Below are 19654 nucleotides of genomic sequence, written 5' to 3' on the forward strand. Positions count from 1 at the left end.
GGGTGAGCCAGCTGTCGAGCCGCACGGTGATCAACTTCCCGTTCGCACCCACGACTTTCGAGCGCGCTCATGCGCTCCTCGAAGGGATGCTCTCGCTGATGACTTTCGCAGAGGCGCCCCCGATGACCTACCTTGAAGGTCCCCCTGCTGCCTGGCAGTCCTTCGTAACCGCCGTTCGGGCGGGCGAGTTCGGCGCCACCATCTGATCTCGCGGCCTTGGGCCCCCGCGCCCAAGGCCGCCGTTACCGCCGGAGGCATCCCGCATGGCCAGGCGTGACTACGAGGACACTCCTGCCGCACTCCCGTCGTGCGCCGAGGCCTAGGAGTAGTGCTTGTGCAGGTCGTCGGTGATCAGTCCGGTGCCGTGGTGGACGGCCAGGCTGGAGTAGGTTCCGCGCAGTTGGGCGGCGTGCGCGGTTCGCTGGTGTTCGATCAGCAGCCCCTCGGTGTCGTCCGAGTGGCCGCTGCGGGCGCGCTCCCGGCGGCCCAGGAAGACGGTCGTGCCGATGATGGTGGCCACGAGTGCGACCAGGAACGCGATGACGAAGGTCATGAGGTCTCACCTTTCCCCCGGGCCTGGATCGTCCCATGACGAACCATCTCCACGGAAGGGTCAATTCCACCCGACCCGCCGCAGGAGAAGTCGACCAGGCCGACTTCCTGCGCCGGGCGCCACGGGTTTCGGGGCCCGCCCCATCGAGCAGATCCGGGAGGGGGCATGACAATTCCCCCTTCCAGAGGTCGATGTGAGGAGCCCGCATGAGCCCCACCCGTCGTGACGTCCTGCGCTGGGGAGCCGGTGCCGGTGGCGCCCTCCTGGCCGCCGCCGCGTTCAGCCCGGACGCGGCGGCAGCCGCAGCCGCAGCCGCGGCCACAGCCGTCAGTCCGTCCGCCTGGATGAGCGCCCTGGACGACGCCACGCCGCTGACCGCCCTGACGATCCCCGGCACCCACGACTCCTGCTGCACCGACCCGCTGCACGGCACCGAGTGGTCCCACACCCAGAACTGGGGCCTGCCCGAGCAGCTCCAGCGCGGTATCCGCTTCCTCGACATCCGCTGCAACGGGCTCGCCGGGACGGCCGACGAACTCGGCATCTACCACAGCGACAACTACCAGTACGTCCGCCTCCAGGACGTCCTCGACCAGTGCCGCGCCTTCCTCGCCGCCAACCCGGGCGAGGGCCTCGTCATGCGCGTCAGGAACGAGTACGCGGGCGGGAACCGGCTCGACGACACCGAGTTCCAGCGCCGGATCAACCACTACCTGGACGGCCTCGGCTACCGGGGCCTGTTCTGGACCAACCCCTGGTGGCCCACCCTCGGCCAGGCCCGCGGCCGCGTCGTCCTCGCCGCCGACTTCGCCAACCCCTGGTCCGTCATCCAGTGGTCGAGCGCCACCAACACCTGGTTCGCCACCCAGGACACCTTCCAGGGCATCAGCCTCGCCGCCAAGTCCAAGGCCGTCACCGACTGGTTCGACCGCGCCTTCCTCGACCAGGGCTCCCCGCGGATGTACGTGAACTTCACCAGCTACGCCAACGGCGGCTGGCCCAAGGTCAACGCGTCCGCCATCGTGCCCCCCGTCCGCGACTACCTGAACGCCCGCCGCCAGCAGCCCGCCCACTTCGGCATCGTCCCGATGGACTTCCCCGACTTCCACACCGACGTCCTGCAACTGCTCATCGACAAGAACTTCATCGGCCGCTGACCGGCCCGCTGACCGGTCCCCGGACCGGCCCGCCGACTCGCCGTTGCTCACGCTCCGCGACGTGCCGGCGGCCCCGCGATCGGGTGTCGATCGCGGGGCCGTTGCCGTGGCCCGGGGCCGGGGGGGCTCAGCCGATGGAGCGGGGGAGGCGGGTGGTCAGGTACAGGATGACGAAGGAGCCGATGAGCTGAAGGCCCAGGCAGAGGGCGAGGGCGCGGTCCATGCCGAGGCTGGGGGAGAGCGACAGGTAGAGGGTGCCGAGGGTGGCGACGCCGAGGGCGAGGCTGGACTGCTGGCCGGTGGCCAGGACGCCGCTGCCGACGCCGGCCCGGGCGGCGGGCACCTTGGCGAGGACGACGCGGAACAGCGGGGTGCCGATCAGGCCTTGTCCGATGCCGGCGAGGGCGACGCCGGGCGCCATCCGCAGCGGGGAGAAGTGCGACCAGTCGGCGAGGACGGTGACGGCGAGGGTGGCCAGGCCCGCGGCCTGGATGACGGCGCCCGCGCTCAGTACCCGGCTGCCGTAGCGGCCGATCAGGCGGGGGCCGGAGAGCGAGGCGGTGAAGTAGCCGACGGCCATCGGGACGAGCGCCCAGCCGGCCGCGACCGGGCCGAGGTGCAGGCCCTGCTGGAGGGCGACGGCGATGACGAACATGAAGCCGCCGAAGCCGGCGAAGTAGGGCAGGGCGATGCCGAGGCCGCGCCGCATCTCGGGGATGCGCAGCAGGGACGGCGGCACCAGCGGGGTGGCGCCGCGCTGCTCCGCCCGGCGTTCGACCAGGACGAAGGCGGCGGCGAGGACGGGGAACAGTGCGAGCAGCACCCAGGACCAGAGCGGCCAGCCGGCGGCGCGGCCCTCCATCAGGGGGACGAGCAGGGCGAGCAGCGAGGCGGTGAGCAGGACGGTGCCGGGCACGTCGACGCGGGCGGCCTGGGTGGCCCGGCTCTCCGGGACGTAGCGGACGGCGAGGACCAGGGCGAGCAGCGCGAACGGCACGTTGAGCAGGAAGACGGAGCGCCAGCCGGTGCCGAACAGGTCGGCGGCGACGAGCATGCCGCCGAGCACCTGCCCGATGACCACGGAGATGCCGCCGACGGCGCCGTAGATGCTGAGGGCGCGGCCGCGCCGGGCGCCGTCGGTGGCGGCGGTGATGGTGCCGAGGACCTGCGGGATCAGCAGCGCGGCCGAGGCGCCCTGGGCGGCGCGGGCGGCGACCAGGGTCCAGGCGCCGGGGGCGAGGCCGCAGGCGAGCGAGGTGAGGGCGAAGGTGGCGGCGCCGACGACGAAGAGCCGGCGGCGGCCGAAGATGTCGCCGAGGCGCCCGCCGAGGACGAGCAGGACGGCGAAGGCGATGCCGTAGCCGGCGGCGACGAGTTCGAGGACGGCGGGCCCGGCGGCCAGGTCGTGGTCGATGGTGGGCAGGGCGACGTTCACGATGAAGAAGTCGAGCATCGGCAGGAAGGCCCCGAGCAGGACGGTGACCAGCCCGGCGGTGCCGAGGGAGGGGGCGGCGGTGCGGGCGGCGGCCGCGGTCGCGGTGCCGGGGGTGGTGGCGGCGCGGACCGGGTCGGGGGCGACGGCGAGTTGTTGGGTCACGGGTCCTACGATCCGCCTGGCCGTACCCTGGTACCAGAGTGTGGTTATCCAGGTATAAGAAGTACCTGGCAACAGGCTCCGGGCTGGCGCATGCTAGGAACCATGAGCCTCACCACCCCGGCCGCGCAAGCCCGGTCCGCCTCGGTCGCGCAAGCCCGGACCGCCCCGGCGACGCAAGCCCGGACCGCCCCCGACGACGCCCGCCGGCACGACCTGGCGGCCTTCCTGCGCAGCCGCCGCGAGCGGATCGCACCCGACCAGGTGGGCCTGCCCCCGACCGGCCGCCGCCGCACGCCGGGGCTGCGCCGCGAGGAGGTCGCGCAGCTCGCCGCCGTCGGGGTGACCTGGTACACGTGGTTGGAGCAGGGGCGCGACATCCAGGTGTCCACCCAGGTACTGGACGCGGTCTCCCGCGCCCTGCTGCTGGACCCGAGCGAGCGCGCGCACCTGTTCACCCTGGCCGGCGCGGAGGATCCGGCGCCGGTGAAGGAGTGCCCCTCGGTCACCCCGAGCGTGCGGCTGGTGCTGGAGCAGATGGCGCCGTACCCGGCCGTGGCGGTCAACACCCGCTACGACGTGCTCGCGTACAACGCCCAGTACACCGCGATCGTCGGCGATCTCAGCGAACTTCCGCCCGAGGACCGCAACTTGATGTGGCTGGCGTTCGCCCCCTCGCGGTTCCGCGAGGTGCTGATCGACTACCGGACCGAACGCCTCGGCATGGTGGCCCGGTTCCGCGCCGCGATGGCCGACCACAGCGCGGAGCCCGCCTGGAAGGCGCTGCTGGCCCGGCTGCTCAAGACCTCGCCGGACTTCGCGGAGGTCTGGCAGCGGCACGAGGTGATGGGGCCGAGCAACGGGATCAAGCGGTTCCAGGTGCCGGGCGTCGGGCTGCTGCGCTGCGAGTACACCAACTTCTGGCTCGGCCCCCGACTCGGGACGCGGATGATCACGTACACCCCGCTGGACGAGGAGACCCGCGCGCTGATGGACCAGCTGCCCAGCTTCTAGCCCCTCCCGACGGCTTCTAGCGGGTGGCGAGGACGGCACGCCCGAGCAGCACGCACACCGCCGCGAGCGGCAGTTCGACGCCGAGTGCCATCACCAGGGCGGCGAGCACCGCGTGGCCCGGGCCGGCGCAGGCGATGTCGGCCAGCGCGTCCCCCGCGAGCAGCAGGGCCACCGCGCCGCCGGCCCAGCCGGCGGCGGCGTTGCGCCGCCGCAGCAGGGCGTCGAGCGAGAGCAGCGCGGAGAACTCCAGCAGGTCGAGCACCACCCACGGGGTCTCGTGGCAGGCGGCGAGGACCGCGAGCCAGGGCAGCAGCGCGACGGCGGCCATGACGGGTACCCGCTCGAAGCGGGCGGGCAGGACGAGGGCGGCGGCCGGGCGGCCGGCGAGGACGGCGGTGCTCATGCGGCCCCTCCGGCGACCGAGGCCTCGCCGGCGATCGCGGCCTCGCCTCGGCGCCGCACCCGCTCCAGCGGCTGCCGCTCGGTGGTGTCCCCGCCGGGGTGCCGGACCAGCACCCCGGTGTACGGGCCCTCGGCCCAGGCGAGCCAGAACCGCCCGGCGACCGCGACCACCTCGGCGCCGACGGCCGGCCGCTCGAACCGGAACGGCCCGGCCGGCCAGAGCGACCGCACGGACCAGAGCGACCGCACGGACCGGAGCGACCGCACGGACCGGAGCGACCGCACGGACCGGAACGACCGCCCGGACCCGAGCGGCCGTGCGAACCCGAACGACCGCCCGGACCGGAAAGGCCCGGCCAGCCGCCCGGCGGTGAACGCCACCGTGGGCGCGCTGCCGTCGGCCGCCAGCCGGCCCCAGGCGAGCACGTGGCGCGCCCGCCCGCCGGCCGGGCTGCGACGAGCACCGCGCAGCAGCTGCGGGGTGAGCCGGGCGGCGACCAGGACATCGGCCAACTCGCCGTCCTGGTACACCTCCAGCGCGGCCCGGCCGCGGCGGCCCACCAGGCTGCGGACCGACCAGGGCCCGGCCCCGACCGGCAGCGTCCCCTCCGGCCCCGCCGTCCGGCGGAGCGCGTCCCCGGGAACACCCCCGTGGCTCCCGGGGACGGGCCGCCGGTGTGGCGGGGTGGCGGAGTGCGATGCGGTGCTCGTCATGCCGTCCAGCTTCCCGTCGATCATGGGCCGCTGTCGGTGGTGCCGTGCTCCGAATCCGGGGTGTACCTAGATACACCCCGACCGTGAGCCCCCCTTCATGGCGGCCGTTGATCATCGCGCCCTACGCTGTCGGTCATGCCCTCCACCACGTTGCGCCGAGCGCTCGTCAGGAGCCTTCGGCGCCCCCCGTGGTCGCCCGAGGCCTGGCGGGACACCCGTTTCATAGCCGCCGGCCTCCCGCTGGCCCTGCCGGTCTGGCTGGCCGTCACCGAGTCCAAGCTGCTCTTCCCGATGACGGCCCTGGTCCTCATCTGCACCCGCCCGCTCACCGCCGCCCAGCGCGGCCGGCTGCGCGCCCTGCGCGGGGTGGAGGTGTCGCCGCCGCGTCCGGGCGAGCCGTGGGCCTGGCTGCCGGGCCGGCTGCTGCTGGGGCTGACCTGGCGCCAGGCCGTCCACCACCTGCTGGCCGGCCCGCTGCTGGCGGCGGGCGCGCTGGTGGTGCTGTACGCCTGGGGCGCCGGCGTGGTGATGGCCAGCGTGTACGGCTGGGTCTGGCTGATGCCCGTCGGCAGCCCGCTGCGCTCGGAGCTGGCCGGGCTGGACGTGGTGATCACGGTCGCCGGGGTGCTGCTGCTGGCCGTGATGCCCTGGCTGGCGGCGCTGGCGGCCTGGCTGGAGGTGCGCACGGCCCAGCTGCTGCTCGGCCCCAACCGGGCGGAGGCGCTGGAGCGGCGGGTCGAGGAGATCGCCGAGAGCCGGGCCGGGCTGGTCGACGTGGTGGACGCCGAGCGCCGCCGGATCGAGCGGGACCTGCACGACGGCGCCCAGCAGCGTCTGACCTCCCTCGCGATGAACCTGGGCCTGGCCCGGCGCACCCTCAAGGACGTCCCGCCCGAGGTCATGCAGGTGATCGTGGACGCGCACGAGGAGGCGCAGGCGGCCATCGACGAGCTGCGCGACCTCGTCCGCGGCCTGCACCCGGCGGTCCTGGAGGACCGCGGCCTGGACGCGGCGCTGTCCGGCATCGCGGCCCGCGCCCCGCTGCCGGTGCGCCTGGACGTGCACCTCGCCGAGCCGGTCGCCCCGACCGTCGAGGCGGTCGCCTACTTCACCGTCTCCGAGGCCCTGACCAACGTGGCCAAGCACGCCCGCGCCCAGCGGGTCGACCTCTCGGTGCGGACGGTCGGCGGCCGGCTGCGCCTGGTCATCAGCGACGACGGTGTGGGCGGCGCGGACGCCTCGCGCGGCACCGGGCTGACCGGCCTGCGCAAGCGCGCCGCCTCGGTCGACGGCACACTGTCCGTTCTCAGCCCCCTCGGGGGCCCCACCACCATCACCGTGGAGTTGCCGTGCGCGCTGTGATCGCCGAGGACTCGGTCCTGCTGAGGGTCGGCCTGGTCAAGGTCCTGGAGGCGGTGGGCTTCGAGGTCGTAGCCGCCGTCGGGGACGCCACCGAGTTGCTGGCGGCCGTCGAGGAGCACCGCCCGAAGGTGGTGGTGGCGGACGTCCGGATGCCTCCGGACTTCACCGACGAGGGCGTGAAGGCCGCGCTGATGATCCGCCGGCAGTGGCCGGACGTCGCCGTGCTGCTGCTCTCCCAGTACGTGGAGGAGCGCTACGCCGCCGACCTGCTGGCCACCAACACCAGCGGCGTCGGCTACCTGCTCAAGCAGCGGGTGGCCAACGTGGACGACTTCGTGGAGGCGCTGCAGCGGGTCGCCGCGGGCGGCACCGCGCTGGACCCGGAGGTGGTGGCCCAGCTGCTGGTGCGCCGCCACCGGGACCCGCTGGAGAAGCTGACCCCGCGCGAGCGGGACGTGCTCGGCCTGATGGCGGAGGGCCGCTCCAACGCCGCGATCGCGGCCGCCCTGGTGGTCAGCGACAGCGCGGTGGCCAAGCACATCAACTCGATCTTCACCAAGCTCGACCTGCCGCCGGCCGACGACAGCCACCGCCGGGTGCTGGCGGTGCTGCGGTTCCTGGAGGTCGGGTAGCCGTGGGCGGACCGACGAAGGCGTGGGGGCGGAAGGCCTGGCGCACCACCGGGGCGCTCGCGATCGCGGTCGTCATGATCGGCGCCGGGATGCAGACCTGGGCGATGGTGGTGCAGCAGCAGACGACCTCGATGCAGCCGTACAACGTCGTCATCCACAAGCTCCGGCTGGACACCGGCAGCGCCTCGGTGCGGATCAGGGCGGGCCGGGAAGGCCGGGTGGTGGTCCGGCAGAACCTGGACTGGATGGTGCGCAAGCCGTCGGTGTCGACCACCTTCGACGGCGACGTGCTCACGGTCGGCATGGAGTGCCGGAAGGTCCTGCCGTTCGCCGACTTCGGCTGCGGTGCCCAGATCGAGCTGGAGGTGCCGGCCGGTACCGACGTGTCGGGGCAGGTGAGCTCGGGCAGCGTCGAGGTGGACGGCCTGAGCGGCGGCGTCCGGATGGACCTCACCTCGGGCGAGCTGAAACTGATCGGCACGTCCGGGCAGGTGTACGCGCACGCCACCTCCGGGATGGTGCAGGGCACCGACCTGAGCTCGGAGCAGGTGTACGCGGAGACCACCTCGGGGGCGGTCGACCTGGCCTTCTCCAAGGCGCCGCGGTCGGTGGACACCAAGAGCACGTCCGGCTCGGTGAAGCTGACCCTGCCGCAGGACTCCCACTACGCCTTCAGCGGCGAGGTCGGCAGCGGCAGCCGCCACATCGACCCGAGCCTGGCGGACCCGGCCAGCCCGAACCGGATCCACGGCTCGGTCACCTCGGGCTCGATCACGATCGACCCGGCCTAGAAAAGGCCCGGAGCGGTCCGAGGCGGCCCGGAGCGGCCCGGAGCGGTCCGGGGAGGCCCGGAGCGGCCCGGAAACAGGGGCTGACCCGGGTGGGGGACAATGGAGAGTCCCGTTCCCCTGCCCCGAGGTCAGCCGCGCATGACAGCCACGCCCGCACCCACCGCGCCCGACGCCGAGTTCGCGCCGCTGGACATCGGCCCGATCCGGGTGTGGCCGCCCGTCGTGCTGGCGCCGATGGCCGGCATCACCAACGCGCCGTTCCGCACCCTCTGCCGCGAGCAGAGCGGCGGCAAGGGCCTGTACGTCTCCGAGATGATCACCACCCGGGCCCTGGTCGAGCGCAACGCCAAGACCATGCAGCTGATCAAGTTCGACGCCAGCGAGAAGCCGCGCTCGATCCAGCTGTACGGCGTGGACCCGGTGACGGTCGGCAAGGCCGCCCGGATGATCGCGGACGAGGGCCTGGCCGACCACATCGACCTCAACTTCGGCTGCCCCGTTCCCAAGGTGACCCGCAAGGGCGGCGGCTCGGCGCTGCCGTACAAGCGCAACCTGCTGCGCGAGATCCTGCGCGAGGCCGTGGCCAACGCGGGCGACCTGCCGGTCACCATGAAGATGCGCAAGGGCATCGACGACGACCACCTCACCTACCTGGACGCCGGCCGGATCGGCGCCGAGGAGGGCGTGGCCGCGATCGCCCTGCACGGGCGCACCGCCGCCCAGCACTACGGCGGGACGGCCGACTGGTCGGCGATCGCCCGGCTGCGCGAGTCCGTTCCGGCGCACGTCCCGGTGCTGGGCAACGGGGACATCTGGTCGGCGGACGACGCGCTGCGGATGATGCGGGAGACCGGCTGCGACGGCGTCGTGGTGGGCCGCGGCTGCCTGGGCCGGCCGTGGCTGTTCCGGGACCTGGTCTCGATCTTCGAGGGCGAGGTCGACTACGCCCGTCCGGACTTCGGCTACGTGGCGCGGGCGATGGTGCGGCACGCGCAGCTGCTCGGCGAGTGGATCGGGGACGAGGCGCGCGGCGTGATCGACTTCCGCAAGCACGTCGCCTGGTACACCAAGGGCTTCTCGGTCGGCTCGGAGCTGCGGGTGAAGCTCGCCAACTCCTCCTCCCTGGCCGAACTGGCCGAAACCCTCGCCCTGGTGGAGCAGTCCCAGGCCTGGCCGGCCGGTGCGGACGGCCCGCGCGGGCGTACCGCCGGCAACAACCGGGTGGTGCTGCCCGAGGGCTGGTTGGACGATCCGTACGACTGCGCCCGACCGGGCGCGGACGCCGAATCGGACACCTCTGGCGGATGATCTGTCCGTAGTGGCGAAATTAGCCCTCCAGGACCCACTGCCACTCGGTCCCAGCCCTCTTGTCCAATCTGGACAGGAGGGCTCCTTTTCGGCGGTCCGATGTCACGGAACGGGCACGTTTCTGGACGGAGTGCGACGATCGGCGGAGGCGGACTACGTTCGACCGGTGAGATGCGCTGGTGACGCTTGCCACATGCGGTGGCGCCTGACGGCGGGTCAGTGGACGAAATGGACAGGTCGACTGTGAATCGCTTCCCGAAGCCGGTGGGCCGGTGATCGGCCGATCCGAGTGCAGGAAATCAAGCCGGGGCAACGCGGGCGACCCGCGACCGCTACCCAGCGTCCGAATCGTGCGATCTTCGTGTTTCTCTTCGTTCAAGACTTGAAGGCGGGCTAGCGTCATCCGGACGATTTCACCAACAGAGGTGAACGCCTTTATGTGCATTCGATCTATCGGGTTACCCCCGGGTACCGGCCTCGTACGGCCTATTCGGGGCAGAGAAGAACCTTCGAAATGGGTATGTTCTCCGGCGTCAGGGCAACCGCGTACGAGGAGACCGACCCGTGCCGTCCCAGCAGAAGTTTGTTTACTCCTTCACTGAAGGAAACAAGGACCTCAAGGACCTTCTCGGCGGCAAGGGCGCGAACCTGGCCGAGATGACCAACCTTGGCCTCCCCGTCCCTCCGGGGTTCACCATCACCACCGAGGCCTGCAAGGTCTTCCTGGAGACCGGCAGCGAGCCCTCCTCGCTCCACCAGGAGATCAGCGCCCACCTGGACGCGCTCGAGCAGGAGATGGGCAAGAAGCTCGGCCAGCCCGACAACCCGCTGCTGGTGTCGGTGCGCTCGGGCGCGAAGTTCTCCATGCCCGGCATGATGGACACCGTCCTGAACATCGGCCTCTCGGACGCCTCGGTGGTCGGTCTCGTCGCCCAGTCCGGCAACGAGCGCTTCGCCTGGGACTCCTACCGCCGCCTGGTCCAGATGTTCGGCAAGACCGTGCTGGGCGTCGACGGCGAGCTGTTCGAGGAGGCCCTGGACGAGGCCAAGCACGCCAAGGGCACCGTCAACGACCTGGACCTGGACGCTGCCGACCTCCGGGAACTCGTCGAGCTGTTCAAGGGCATCGTCGAGCGCGAGACCGGCCGGGCCTTCCCGCAGGACCCGCGCGAGCAGATGGACCTCGCCATCCACGCCGTCTTCCACTCCTGGAACGGCGACCGCGCCCGCCTGTACCGCCGGCAGGAGCGCATCCCGAATGACCTCGGCACCGCGGTCAACGTCTGCAGCATGGTCTTCGGCAACCTCGGCGAGGACTCCGGCACCGGTGTCGCCTTCACCCGCGACCCCTCCACCGGTGCCCAGGGCGTCTACGGCGACTACCTGTCCAACGCCCAGGGCGAGGACGTCGTCGCCGGCATCCGCAACACCCTGCCGCTGGCCGAGCTGGAGAAGCTCGACAAGAAGTCGTACGACGAGCTGATGACGATCATGCAGACGCTCGAGAACCACTACCGCGACCTCTGCGACATCGAGTTCACCATCGAGCGCGGCAAGCTCTGGATGCTGCAGACCCGCGTCGGCAAGCGCACCGCCGCCGCGGCCTTCCGGATCGCCGTCCAGCTGGTCGACCAGGGCCTGATCGACCTGGACGAGGCCCTCATGCGGGTCACCGGCGGCCAGCTCTCGCAGCTGATGTTCCCGCGCTTCGCCCCGAACGCCGAGTCCCAGCAGATCGCCTGGGGCCTCGCCGCCTCGCCCGGCGCCGCCATCGGCAAGATCGTGTTCGACTCCTACACCGCCGTCAAGTGGTCCCGTTCCGGCGAGAAGGTCATCCTGGTCCGCCGCGAGACCAACCCGGACGACCTGGACGGCATGATCGCCGCCGAGGGCATCCTCACCTCGCGCGGCGGCAAGACCTCGCACGCCGCCGTCGTCGCCCGCGGCATGGGCAAGACCTGTGTCTGCGGCGCCGAGGAGCTGGAGGTCGACACCAAGCGCCGCCGGATGACCACCGCCGCCGGCCTGGTGCTGGAGGAGGGCGACGTCGTCTCCATCGACGGCGCCACCGGCAAGGTCTACCTCGGCGAGGTCCCCGTCCTGCCGTCCCCCGTCGTCGAGTACTTCGAGGGCACCCTGCACGCCGGCGCCGACGTCCAGGGCGGACTCGTCCAGGCCGTCCACCGGCTGATGGCGCACGCCGACGTCCGCCGCCGGCTCGCCGTGCGCGCCAACGCCGACAACGCCGAGGACGGCGGGCGCGCCCGCCGCTACGGCGCCCAGGGCATCGGCCTGTGCCGCACCGAGCACATGTTCCTCGGCGAGGAGCGCCGCAAGGAGGTCGAGCACCTGATCCTGGCGGACAACGACAAGGACCGCGAGCTCGCCCTCTCCACCCTGCTGCCGCTGCAGAAGGGCGACTTCCTGGAGCTCTTCCAGGCCATGGACGGCCTGCCGGTCACCGTCCGGCTGCTCGACCCGCCGCTGCACGAGTTCCTGCCGGACATCACCGAGCTGTCGGTGCGCGTCGCCCTCGCCGAGGCCCGCAAGGACCCGAACGAGAACGACCTGCGCCTGCTCCAGGCGGTGCACAAGCTGCACGAGCAGAACCCGATGCTGGGCCTGCGCGGCGTCCGCCTCGGCCTGGTCATCCCCGGCCTGTTCGGCATGCAGGTCCGCGCCATCGCCGAGGCCGCCGCCGAGCGCCGGCTGGCCGGCGCGGACCCGCGCCCCGAGGTGATGATCCCGCTGGTCGGCACCGTCCAGGAGCTGGAGCTGGTCCGCGACGAGTGCGAGCGCGTGCTCGCCGAGGTCGCCCAGTCCACCGGCGTGCAGCTGGACATCAAGCTCGGCACCATGATCGAGCTGCCGCGCGCCGCCGTCACCGCCGGTCAGATCGCCGAGGCCGCCGAGTTCTTCTCCTTCGGCACCAACGACCTCACCCAGACCGTGTGGGGCTTCTCCCGGGACGACGTGGAGGCCTCGTTCTTCACCGCCTACCTGGAGAAGGGCATCTTCGGGGTCTCCCCGTTCGAGACCATCGACCGCGACGGCGTCGGCGCGCTCGTCAAGCACGCCGTCGAGGCCGGCCGGGCCACCCGCCCCGACCTCAAGCTCGGCGTCTGCGGCGAGCACGGCGGCGACCCGGACTCGGTCCACTTCTTCCACGAGGTGGGGCTGGACTACGTCTCCTGCTCCCCCTTCCGGATCCCGGTGGCGCGCCTGGAGGCAGGCCGCGCCGCCATCGAGACGGCGGGCAGCGACCCGCGCTGAGAGAGGGTAGGCATCCCCTCCTCGGCCGCGGGCCGGACTGACCGCTTCCCTCCCCACCGGGAGGGCGTACACCGGAGCTCGGCGCAGGAGAACCGGCGTACGTAACAACGGCCGGGCGGTCCTTCCCCGGCCGTCCGTCTGTGCCCGGCCGCGCTTCCCAGCCGGCCTTCCCCGTCCGGCCGGATGTGGCGGCGGCCACGTGTGTAGCTGGCCGGGCGGTGCCCGCGCGCCTGCCAAGCTGGGGCGCATGACCAGACGTAAAAGCCCGCTCGTCGTCGTGGCCGTCCTGATCCTGGCCCTCGTCGCCGGGATCGGGTACCTGCTCGCCGGCAAGGGCGGCAGCAGCCACCCCAAGGCCGCGGCGAGCTCCACCGCCACCTCGGCGGGCGCCTCGGCCCCCAAGTCCTCGGCCCCCAAGCCGTCCCCGCCCGCCGGCGGCACCCTCGCCCCGAGCGGCACCTGGGTGCCCGCCGACCCGGCGCTCGCCGACGTCTGCCGCAGCAAGCTCCCCAGCCAGGCCCAGGACACCCTCGGCCTGATCGCCAAGAACGGCCCGTACCCGTACAACCGCGACGGCATCGTCTTCGAGAACCGCGAGAGCCGCCTGCCGAAGAAGTCCGGCGGCTACTACCACGAGTTCACCGTGGTCACCCCGGGCTCCAACGACCGCGGCACCCGCCGCGTGGTCACCGGCGGCTCCGGCGAGCAGTACTGGTCGCCGGACCACTACGCGACCTTCCAGGAGATCGACCCGCGCTGCTGACACCCCGCACGGTGTGATGCCCCGCACCGCGCCCGCGGCCCGCACCGAGCACCCGACCGCACCGCGCCCGCGGCCCTCACCGGGCCCGGCGCCAGCTGACCCGGCGGTGGGGGCCGTGCGGGCCGGTGGTGAGGAGGGCGGTCAGCTCGTGGAACACCGGGACGGGGTCGCGCCGGAGCTGGACCGGGGTGGTGCGGACCACGGGGAGCCCGACGGCGGTCAGCCGGTTGGCACGGGCCAGGCCGCGTTCGTGGTCGGCGGGGCGCAGGTGCCAGGCGCGGGAGTCGACCTCCAACGCCACGCAGGCGTGCGGCCAGTAGGCGTCCGGGACGGCGAGGAAGCGGCCGTCCAGGAAGAGCACCGGGTTCCACAGCGGCTCGGGCAGGCCCGCGTGCGCCAGGAGTTCGCGGGCCTCGCCCTCCACCACCGACCGCACTCCGGCGGTGAGGTCCTCCACCACCCGGGCCACCTGCGGCAGTCCGAGCGCGCCCGGCCGGGCCAGCAAGTGGTCCAGCAGCTCGCCGAGTTCGCAGTGCCGCCGCTGGACGGCCTCCGCGCACAGCGCCCGGAACCGGCGCTGCCCGGTCTCGCCCGGCGCGAGGTCGGCCAGCGCCCGGGCGACGGTGGTGCTCCACAGCCCGTCGTCCCGCTCGAAGCCGCCCGGCAGCGGCCCGGCCGACCGGTGGATCCGGACGAACTTGCGGTCGACGACCCGGCGTTGGGCGGGGATCAGGACGTCGATCCGGGCCAGGTCGGCCGGGTGTCCGGCGCTCGGCAGCCCCGCGTCGGCCAGCACCGCGTCCCCGGTCAGCAGTACCTCCCCGGCCTGCGGCGCCCGCCCCTTGGGGCTCGCGTACGCCAGCGCGGCGCGCAGCCGCTGGTGCGCTGTCAATCGGCCGGACTGCAGGCAGATCACCCGGGGCAGCACCTGCTGCCAGGGCCCGTCGGGGCGCAGCCGGTGGGCGATGGTGCCGGACGGCACGCCGAGCCGGCGCAGTTGCGCCCGGGTGACGATGTGCTGCTGGTCGGCGCCGAGCAGCACGACGGGGTCGAGCGGGTTCACGCGGGTCATACCCCGGGTGCTGCCCACCAGGGTCGGATGTATGCGAAACATCGCTCGTCGGGGGAGCCTGTGAGAATGAGGTTGACGGAGCACCGGTCGAACCGCTGAGCTGGGAACCATATGACGACTCCACCCACCGGCCCCGCGCTCGACGCGCTCAACGGCCTTTCGGTAGGCGATGCCTACGGTGCACAGCTCTTCGTCCCGGCCACCGCAGCCGCCCATTTCGCCGGCCGCACCGACCCGCCCGGCCCCTGGCCGTGGACCGACGACACCGAGATGGCCTGCTCGGTGTACGCCGCGCACACCGAACGCGGCACGATCGACACCTTCGACCTCACCCACGCCTTCGCCCGGCGCCACGACTTCGACCGCGGGTACGGGCCGGCCGCCAACCGGATGCTGCGGCTGGTCCGGGAGGGCGGTGACGCGAAGGCCCTGGCGGCCGAACTCTTCGACGGCCAGGGCTCGTACGGCAACGGCGCCGCGATGCGGGTCGCCCCGCTGGGGGCGGCGTACGCCGAGGACCCGGCCTCCGTGGTCCGGACCGCCGCCGACACCGCCGTGATCACCCACACCCACCCGCAGGCGGTGGACGGCGCCGTCGCGGTCGCGGTGGCCGCCGCGTACGCGGCGCGGGCGCGCACCGAGGCGATGACGCCGGAGTCCTTCCTGGAAGCGGTGATCGGCCTCACCCCGTACGGCGCCGTCCGTGACGGTCTCACCGAGGCGGTCCAGCTGCTCGCCGAACCGGACCCGAGGGCCGCCGCCGAGATCCTGGGCAACGGCAGCCGGACGTCCGCCGTCGACACCGTCCCGTACGCCCTGTGGTGCGCCGCCCGGCACCTGAGCGACTATCCGGCCGCCGTCCGGGAGGCGGTCGCGGCCGGCGGCGACATGGACACGGTGGCCGCGATCGCCGGGGGAGTGGTCGCCGCACACACCGGGACCGAGGGCATTCCGGCCGCCTGGCTGGCCGCCCGCGAACCGCTGCCCGGCTGGGCGTTCCCCGAGCAGGGCGGCGTCCGGCCCGCCCCGGAGAGCGAGGGCCGTCTGAAGCCCATGCTGCTGCCCCGCGCCTGCCCGGTGCCGGACGTGGTCTGGACGGACGAGGAGTGGCAGCGGATCCGGGCCGGGCTGCGCCCCCGGGAGATGGAGGACAAGTGGGTGTCCCACACCGCCGAGGGCGTGCTGCACCTGCACCGCAGCTGGACCGGCTTCGAGATCTGGAGCGTCCGGGTCGCCCCGGTGCGCGGCGGCTGGCGGCCCGGGTCGGCACTGGTCGAGGCGCATCCCGACCGCTTCCGGGGAGCTGCCGATCCGGAGCTCCTCGCCCGGGTCCTCGGCCTGGCCGCCAGGGGCTACGGGTGGCGGCCGTAGCCCCCTTCGGGCCGTGAGCAGGCGTCCGGGTCAGGCAGTGATCAGATGCCCGGGGCCGCCGCCGTGTCTAAGGCACTCCTGGTTGATCGCCGGATCCGGGGCGCTGGGCGAGGTGGCGGCGGCGATCCGCAGCTCGATGATGTCCCGCACCGCGGGCCACTCGTCGTCGAGGATCGAGTAGAACGCGGTCGAGCGCACCACCCCGTCGAGCCCGCGCGAGTGGGCCCGGCGGACGCCCTCGGAGGTGGCGCCGAGCCGCTCGATGGCGGTGCGCGAGCGCTGGTTGCGGGCGTCGGCGCGCAGCGAGATCCGCTGCACCCCCCAGGTCTCGAAGGCGTGGCGCAGCATCAGCAGCTTGGCCTCGGTGTTGATGCCGGTGCCCTGGGCGCGCGGCGAGAGCCAGGTGTTGCCGATCTCGGCGGCGTCCGGGACGGCCGTGGCCGGGTCGCCGAACGGCACCCCGGGCACCGGCGGCCAGACCATCGGCCCCTGCCAGTAGTCGAGTTCCAGGAAACGGGTGGAGCCGACGACCCGGCCGGTTGCCACGTTCACCGTCGCGAACGGCAGCGACCGGCCCGCGGCCTGGTCGGCGAGGGCGCGCGCGATGTAGTCGCGGGCCGCTTCGAGGCCGTGCGGGACGGGCGTGAAGGCGTAGGTCGTACGGTCTTCGGCGCCGGCCTCGGCGATGGCCGAGGCGTGGTGCGCGGCGAGGGGCTCCAGCCGCACGGTGCGGCCGGTGAGGATGACAGGTACGGGCACGGAACCTTCGGTCCTTCATCGGTCGGAGGGTGCCTACCGTGCCGGGGTACGGCTCGGGAGGCAGGGACAGTCGCCCCGGCCCCGGAGCACGCCCGCCGGTACCCGCGCACGCCGGAGAGCCGGTCGGGCGGGGCGGGGGCGGCGGCCCGGAGGCGGGCAGCGCGGTGCCGGAACGGACTCGGGTCCACGGACCGGTCCGGCGGGGATGAGCGAGGGGACAGTGTGCGTCCGCGAGATGGCCGATGAGGAAACGGGAGCGCGAAGGAAACAGGCGGCCAGATGAAGGCAAGATGCGTCGTGTGGGCTGGCCGAACACCGGTCCGGGACGTGGCCGACGGCGTTACGGGACGACGTGACGACGACGCGACGATGCGAGGCAGCGAGAGGACGATACCCGTCAGAAGGCGGTGCGTCACTTCGCGGCACGCGAATGGCGGTGCGGGCCGCTGCGACCCGCCCCCGGACGGGCCGTTGAACACCCGTGACCAGGGGCTTTCCACCCGGGTGCGATCATGGTCCGGAGCGGTCCGGGGAGGCCGCCGACCCCGCCGACGGGCGGGTCGGGAATTCCGGCGGCGCCCGGCACGCTGGAGAGGACGAGAAGCCGGTACGTCGTGACGAGTAGAGAACGGGGTTGGGTGCGCGGTGCGTGACTTCCAGGCGTTGTACGAGCTGGATCAGCAGGGCGTGGCCGCGGTGGCCGCGGCCACCGCGGAGCTGCGCGACACCGGTGCGGGCCTCGTGCTGCTCCAGCACTTCGAGGGCTTCATGGACGCCGGCGAGGCCGGCGGCCAGGTGGTGGCCCACCTCCTGGAGACGGGCTCGCCGCAGGTGGTGGCCCGCTTCGACCACGACCGCCTGGTCGACTACCGGGCGCGCCGCCCCGCGATGGTCTTCGACCGGGACCAGTGGGCGTCCTACGAGCCGCCGGAGATCCTGCTCCAGCTCGTCCGTGACGGCGCGGGCGCGCCGTTCCTGCTGCTCACCGGCCCCGAGCCGGACGTCGAGTGGGAGCGTTTCGCCGGTGCCGTCCGCGAGCTGGTGGAGCGCTTCGAGGTCCGGCTGGCGGTGGACTTCCACGGCATCCCGATGGGCGTGCCGCACACCCGCCCGGTCGGCCTGACCCCGCACGGCAACCGGCTCGACCTGGCGGCCGGCTACCCGCAGTGGTTCGAGCAGGCGCAGGTCCCGGGCAGCGCCCAGGCGCTGCTGGAGTACCGCCTGGCCGAGGCCGGGCACGACGTGTTGGGCTTCGCCGTGCACGTCCCGCACTACGTGGCGCGCTCGGAGTACCCGGCGGCCGCCGTGCTGATCCTGGAGGCGGTGCAGTCCGCCACCGGCCTGGTGCTGCCCGGCACCCGGCTGCGCGAGCGGGTCGGCGAGGTGTACGCCGACATCGAGGAGCAGCTGGCGCACGGGGACGGCGAGTTGCGCTCGGCGATCCGCGGCATGGAGGGCCAGTACGACGCGGTGGCGGGGGCGGAGAGCCGGGAGAGCCTGCTGGCCGAGCCGGTGGACCTGCCGTCGGCGGACGAGTTGGGGCGGCGCTTCGAGGAGTTCCTGGCCGAGCACGAGCGCGGCGCGGAGTAGGCCGGGGCGGGGAGCAGGTCCGGGCGGGGAGTAGGCCCGGCGCGGAACAGGTCCGGCGCGGAATCGGCCCCGCAGGGGCGGGAACCGGCCGGGTCGGCGGCGGCCGGGAGTCACGGGAGTCATTCGCGGGCCCCGTTCGTTGGTGCTGGCGGCGTCGGGGGACGCGCCGCCGTACGGAGCTGCCCGTGACGCCTATCCCCCGGGGGGATGCCATGCCCACGACCATGTCCAGGACCATCCGCCCGGCCGTCGCCCTGACGGCCGGGCTCGCCGCGCTGCTGCTCGCCGGGTGCACCCCCGCGGACGGCGGGACGGACGGTTTCGCGGGCGCGCTGCCCGGCAAGAACGCCAAGTCCACGCCGCCGCCGAACGGCCCGTACGTGGCCCTCGGCGACTCGTACACCGCCGGCCTGAAGATCGCCCCGCAGGTGGGCGAGCCGAAGGGCTGCTCCCGCTCGGGGGTCAACTACCCGTCCCTGGTGGCGAAGGGGCTCGGGCTGCCGGCCGGCCAGTTCCAGGACGTCAGTTGCAGCGGCGCCCGCACCGGGGACCTGACCGGCGCCCAGGAGACCGACCACGGCACCAACCCGCCCCAGCTGGACGCGCTGACCCCGGCCACCCGCGTGGTGACGGTCGGCATCGGCGGCAACGACGCGGGCTTCATGGAGGTCGTCAAGGAGTGCGCCAAGGAGAACCTGGTGGACGCGGTGAAGGGCATCGTCGGCGCCACCCGCGCGCCCTCGCCCTGCCGCGAGCACTACGCCTCCGGCGGGACGGACGAGGTGCAGCGCAAGGTCGACGCGGCCGGTGAGCAACTCGGCCGGATCCTGCAGGACATCAAGCACCGCTCCCCGCAGGCCCGGGTGTACGTGATCGGGTACCCGACGCTGCTCCCGTCCGACCCGGCCGGCTGCCGACAGGTGTTGGGCAAGGCGGTCGCGGCCGGGGACCTGGGCTTCCTCTCGGAGAAGGAGCAGCAGCTCAACGGCATGCTCAAGCGGCGGGCGGAGGGCGCCGGCGCGGTGTTCGTGGACGCGGCCGCCCCCTCGGCCGGGCACGACATGTGCGCGGGTGAGGCCACCCGCTGGGTCGAACCGCCGTTCCCGGCCCCGGGCCTGGCGGCGATCCACCCCAACGCCAAGGGGCAGGAGGCGGTGGCCGCCGCCGTCCTCAAGGCCGTCCGCGGCTGAGGCCGGGGGCCGGGGGCCGGGGGCCGGGGCCGGACCGCAGGCAGCGGGCCGGGGCGGCCACCGGCGCGCAACCCGGGCCGGGGCGGACACCAGCGCGTACCGCAGGATT

At 73.3% G+C, this 19654-nt stretch carries 18 protein-coding genes; 12 read left to right on the forward strand and 6 right to left on the reverse strand.

The window, feature by feature from the left end:
• The first annotated feature begins 2 nt into the window (after positions 1-2).
• Positions 3-206: a hypothetical protein gene (locus ACFVX9_RS03320; RefSeq protein WP_380479805.1), complete on the forward strand. Its 204-nt coding sequence runs from the start codon at positions 3-5 to the stop codon at positions 204-206.
• A gap of 113 nt (positions 207-319) precedes the next feature.
• Here ACFVX9_RS03320 and ACFVX9_RS03325 read toward each other — a convergent pair whose 3' ends face one another.
• Complete coding sequence (locus ACFVX9_RS03325) at positions 320-553, reverse strand: hypothetical protein (protein WP_380479803.1); 234 nt, start codon at positions 551-553, stop codon at positions 320-322.
• 206 nt (positions 554-759) lie between these two features.
• On the opposite strand from ACFVX9_RS03325, the gene ACFVX9_RS03330 reads away from it, so the two are divergent.
• A complete protein-coding gene (locus ACFVX9_RS03330) occupies positions 760-1710 on the forward strand; it encodes a phosphatidylinositol-specific phospholipase C (RefSeq protein WP_387980124.1) in 951 nt (316 codons plus the stop codon).
• A 127-nt stretch (positions 1711-1837) separates the two neighbouring features.
• Here the strand turns inward: ACFVX9_RS03330 and ACFVX9_RS03335 are convergent, their stop codons facing one another.
• On the reverse strand, positions 1838-3307 hold the full coding sequence (locus tag ACFVX9_RS03335) for an MFS transporter (protein ID WP_380379279.1): 1470 nt from the start codon (positions 3305-3307) through the stop codon (positions 1838-1840).
• Positions 3308-3409: 102 nt separating this feature from the next.
• Here ACFVX9_RS03335 and ACFVX9_RS03340 point away from each other — a divergent pair, with 102 nt between their 5' ends.
• Positions 3410-4318: a helix-turn-helix transcriptional regulator gene (locus ACFVX9_RS03340; RefSeq protein WP_387980126.1), complete on the forward strand. Its 909-nt coding sequence runs from the start codon at positions 3410-3412 to the stop codon at positions 4316-4318.
• Positions 4319-4334: 16 nt separating this feature from the next.
• On the opposite strand, the gene ACFVX9_RS03345 is transcribed toward ACFVX9_RS03340, so the two are convergent.
• Together ACFVX9_RS03345 and ACFVX9_RS03350 are read right to left on the reverse strand one after the other, a co-directional pair.
• Positions 4335-4721, reverse strand: coding sequence for a hypothetical protein (locus tag ACFVX9_RS03345; protein ID WP_387980128.1), 387 nt, complete (start codon positions 4719-4721; stop codon positions 4335-4337).
• Positions 4718-5434 (reverse strand): hypothetical protein, encoded by a 717-nt coding sequence (locus ACFVX9_RS03350; RefSeq protein WP_387980130.1) that lies wholly within the window; start codon positions 5432-5434, stop codon positions 4718-4720. Before ACFVX9_RS03350 ends, ACFVX9_RS03345 begins: the two co-directional genes overlap by 4 nt.
• A gap of 135 nt (positions 5435-5569) precedes the next feature.
• Between ACFVX9_RS03350 and ACFVX9_RS03355 the strand changes: the two genes are divergently transcribed.
• From ACFVX9_RS03355 to ACFVX9_RS03380, 6 genes are all read left to right on the forward strand, one after another.
• Positions 5570-6796 (forward strand): histidine kinase, encoded by a 1227-nt coding sequence (locus ACFVX9_RS03355; RefSeq protein ID WP_380379287.1) that lies wholly within the window; start codon positions 5570-5572, stop codon positions 6794-6796.
• A complete protein-coding gene (locus tag ACFVX9_RS03360; protein WP_380379289.1) occupies positions 6784-7428 on the forward strand; it encodes a response regulator in 645 nt (214 codons plus the stop codon). Before ACFVX9_RS03355 ends, ACFVX9_RS03360 begins: the two co-directional genes overlap by 13 nt.
• 2 nt (positions 7429-7430) lie before the next feature.
• Positions 7431-8219, forward strand: a complete 789-nt coding sequence (locus ACFVX9_RS03365; protein WP_380479786.1) for a DUF4097 family beta strand repeat-containing protein — start codon at positions 7431-7433, stop codon at positions 8217-8219.
• 138 nt (positions 8220-8357) lie between these two features.
• Positions 8358-9527 carry a tRNA dihydrouridine synthase DusB gene (gene dusB / locus ACFVX9_RS03370; RefSeq protein WP_363369980.1) on the forward strand — a complete coding sequence of 390 codons (1170 nt, stop codon included), beginning with the start codon at positions 8358-8360 and terminating at the stop codon, positions 9525-9527.
• A gap of 564 nt (positions 9528-10091) precedes the next feature.
• On the forward strand, positions 10092-12800 hold the full coding sequence (ppdK, locus tag ACFVX9_RS03375; protein WP_380379293.1) for a pyruvate, phosphate dikinase: 2709 nt from the start codon (positions 10092-10094) through the stop codon (positions 12798-12800).
• Between the two features lie 247 nt (positions 12801-13047).
• The gene (locus ACFVX9_RS03380) at positions 13048-13563 is read left to right on the forward strand and encodes a ribonuclease (protein WP_387980134.1); all 516 of its coding nucleotides are present in this window, start codon (positions 13048-13050) and stop codon (positions 13561-13563) included.
• Between the two features lie 76 nt (positions 13564-13639).
• Here the strand turns inward: ACFVX9_RS03380 and ACFVX9_RS03385 are convergent, their stop codons facing one another.
• On the reverse strand, positions 13640-14635 hold the full coding sequence (locus ACFVX9_RS03385) for a hypothetical protein (RefSeq protein WP_387980136.1): 996 nt from the start codon (positions 14633-14635) through the stop codon (positions 13640-13642).
• Between the two features lie 111 nt (positions 14636-14746).
• Here ACFVX9_RS03385 and ACFVX9_RS03390 point away from each other — a divergent pair, with 111 nt between their 5' ends.
• Entirely contained in the window at positions 14747-16006 is a 1260-nt protein-coding gene (locus tag ACFVX9_RS03390) for an ADP-ribosylglycohydrolase family protein (RefSeq protein WP_387980138.1), read from the forward strand.
• A gap of 30 nt (positions 16007-16036) precedes the next feature.
• Here the strand turns inward: ACFVX9_RS03390 and ACFVX9_RS03395 are convergent, their stop codons facing one another.
• Positions 16037-16765 (reverse strand): GNAT family N-acetyltransferase, encoded by a 729-nt coding sequence (locus ACFVX9_RS03395; protein ID WP_063347487.1) that lies wholly within the window; start codon positions 16763-16765, stop codon positions 16037-16039.
• Positions 16766-17410: 645 nt separating this feature from the next.
• Between ACFVX9_RS03395 and ACFVX9_RS03400 the strand changes: the two genes are divergently transcribed.
• A complete protein-coding gene (locus ACFVX9_RS03400) occupies positions 17411-18355 on the forward strand; it encodes a PAC2 family protein (RefSeq protein WP_380380340.1) in 945 nt (314 codons plus the stop codon).
• 224 nt (positions 18356-18579) lie between these two features.
• Positions 18580-19545 carry an SGNH/GDSL hydrolase family protein gene (locus tag ACFVX9_RS03405; RefSeq protein WP_159398421.1) on the forward strand — a complete coding sequence of 322 codons (966 nt, stop codon included), beginning with the start codon at positions 18580-18582 and terminating at the stop codon, positions 19543-19545.
• Positions 19546-19654 lie beyond the last annotated feature (109 nt).

The sequence above is a fragment of the Kitasatospora sp. NPDC058243 genome, from assembly GCF_042882025.1.
GTDB lineage: Bacteria > Actinomycetota > Actinomycetes > Streptomycetales > Streptomycetaceae > Kitasatospora.

Coding starts and splice junctions, on each gene's coding strand:
- ACFVX9_RS03325 (WP_380479803.1), bottom strand. CDS start 553: ATGACCTTCGTCATCGCGTTCCTGGTCGCACTCGTGGCCACCATCATC.
- ACFVX9_RS03330 (WP_387980124.1), top strand. CDS start 760: ATGAGCCCCACCCGTCGTGACGTCCTGCGCTGGGGAGCCGGTGCCGGT.
- ACFVX9_RS03340 (WP_387980126.1), top strand. CDS start 3,410: ATGAGCCTCACCACCCCGGCCGCGCAAGCCCGGTCCGCCTCGGTCGCG.
- ACFVX9_RS03345 (WP_387980128.1), bottom strand. CDS start 4,721: ATGAGCACCGCCGTCCTCGCCGGCCGCCCGGCCGCCGCCCTCGTCCTG.
- ACFVX9_RS03350 (WP_387980130.1), bottom strand. CDS start 5,434: ATGACGAGCACCGCATCGCACTCCGCCACCCCGCCACACCGGCGGCCC.
- ACFVX9_RS03355 (WP_380379287.1), top strand. CDS start 5,570: ATGCCCTCCACCACGTTGCGCCGAGCGCTCGTCAGGAGCCTTCGGCGC.
- dusB (WP_363369980.1), top strand. CDS start 8,358: ATGACAGCCACGCCCGCACCCACCGCGCCCGACGCCGAGTTCGCGCCG.
- ACFVX9_RS03380 (WP_387980134.1), top strand. CDS start 13,048: ATGACCAGACGTAAAAGCCCGCTCGTCGTCGTGGCCGTCCTGATCCTG.
- ACFVX9_RS03385 (WP_387980136.1), bottom strand. CDS start 14,635: ATGACCCGCGTGAACCCGCTCGACCCCGTCGTGCTGCTCGGCGCCGAC.
- ACFVX9_RS03390 (WP_387980138.1), top strand. CDS start 14,747: ATGACGACTCCACCCACCGGCCCCGCGCTCGACGCGCTCAACGGCCTT.
- ACFVX9_RS03405 (WP_159398421.1), top strand. CDS start 18,580: ATGTCCAGGACCATCCGCCCGGCCGTCGCCCTGACGGCCGGGCTCGCC.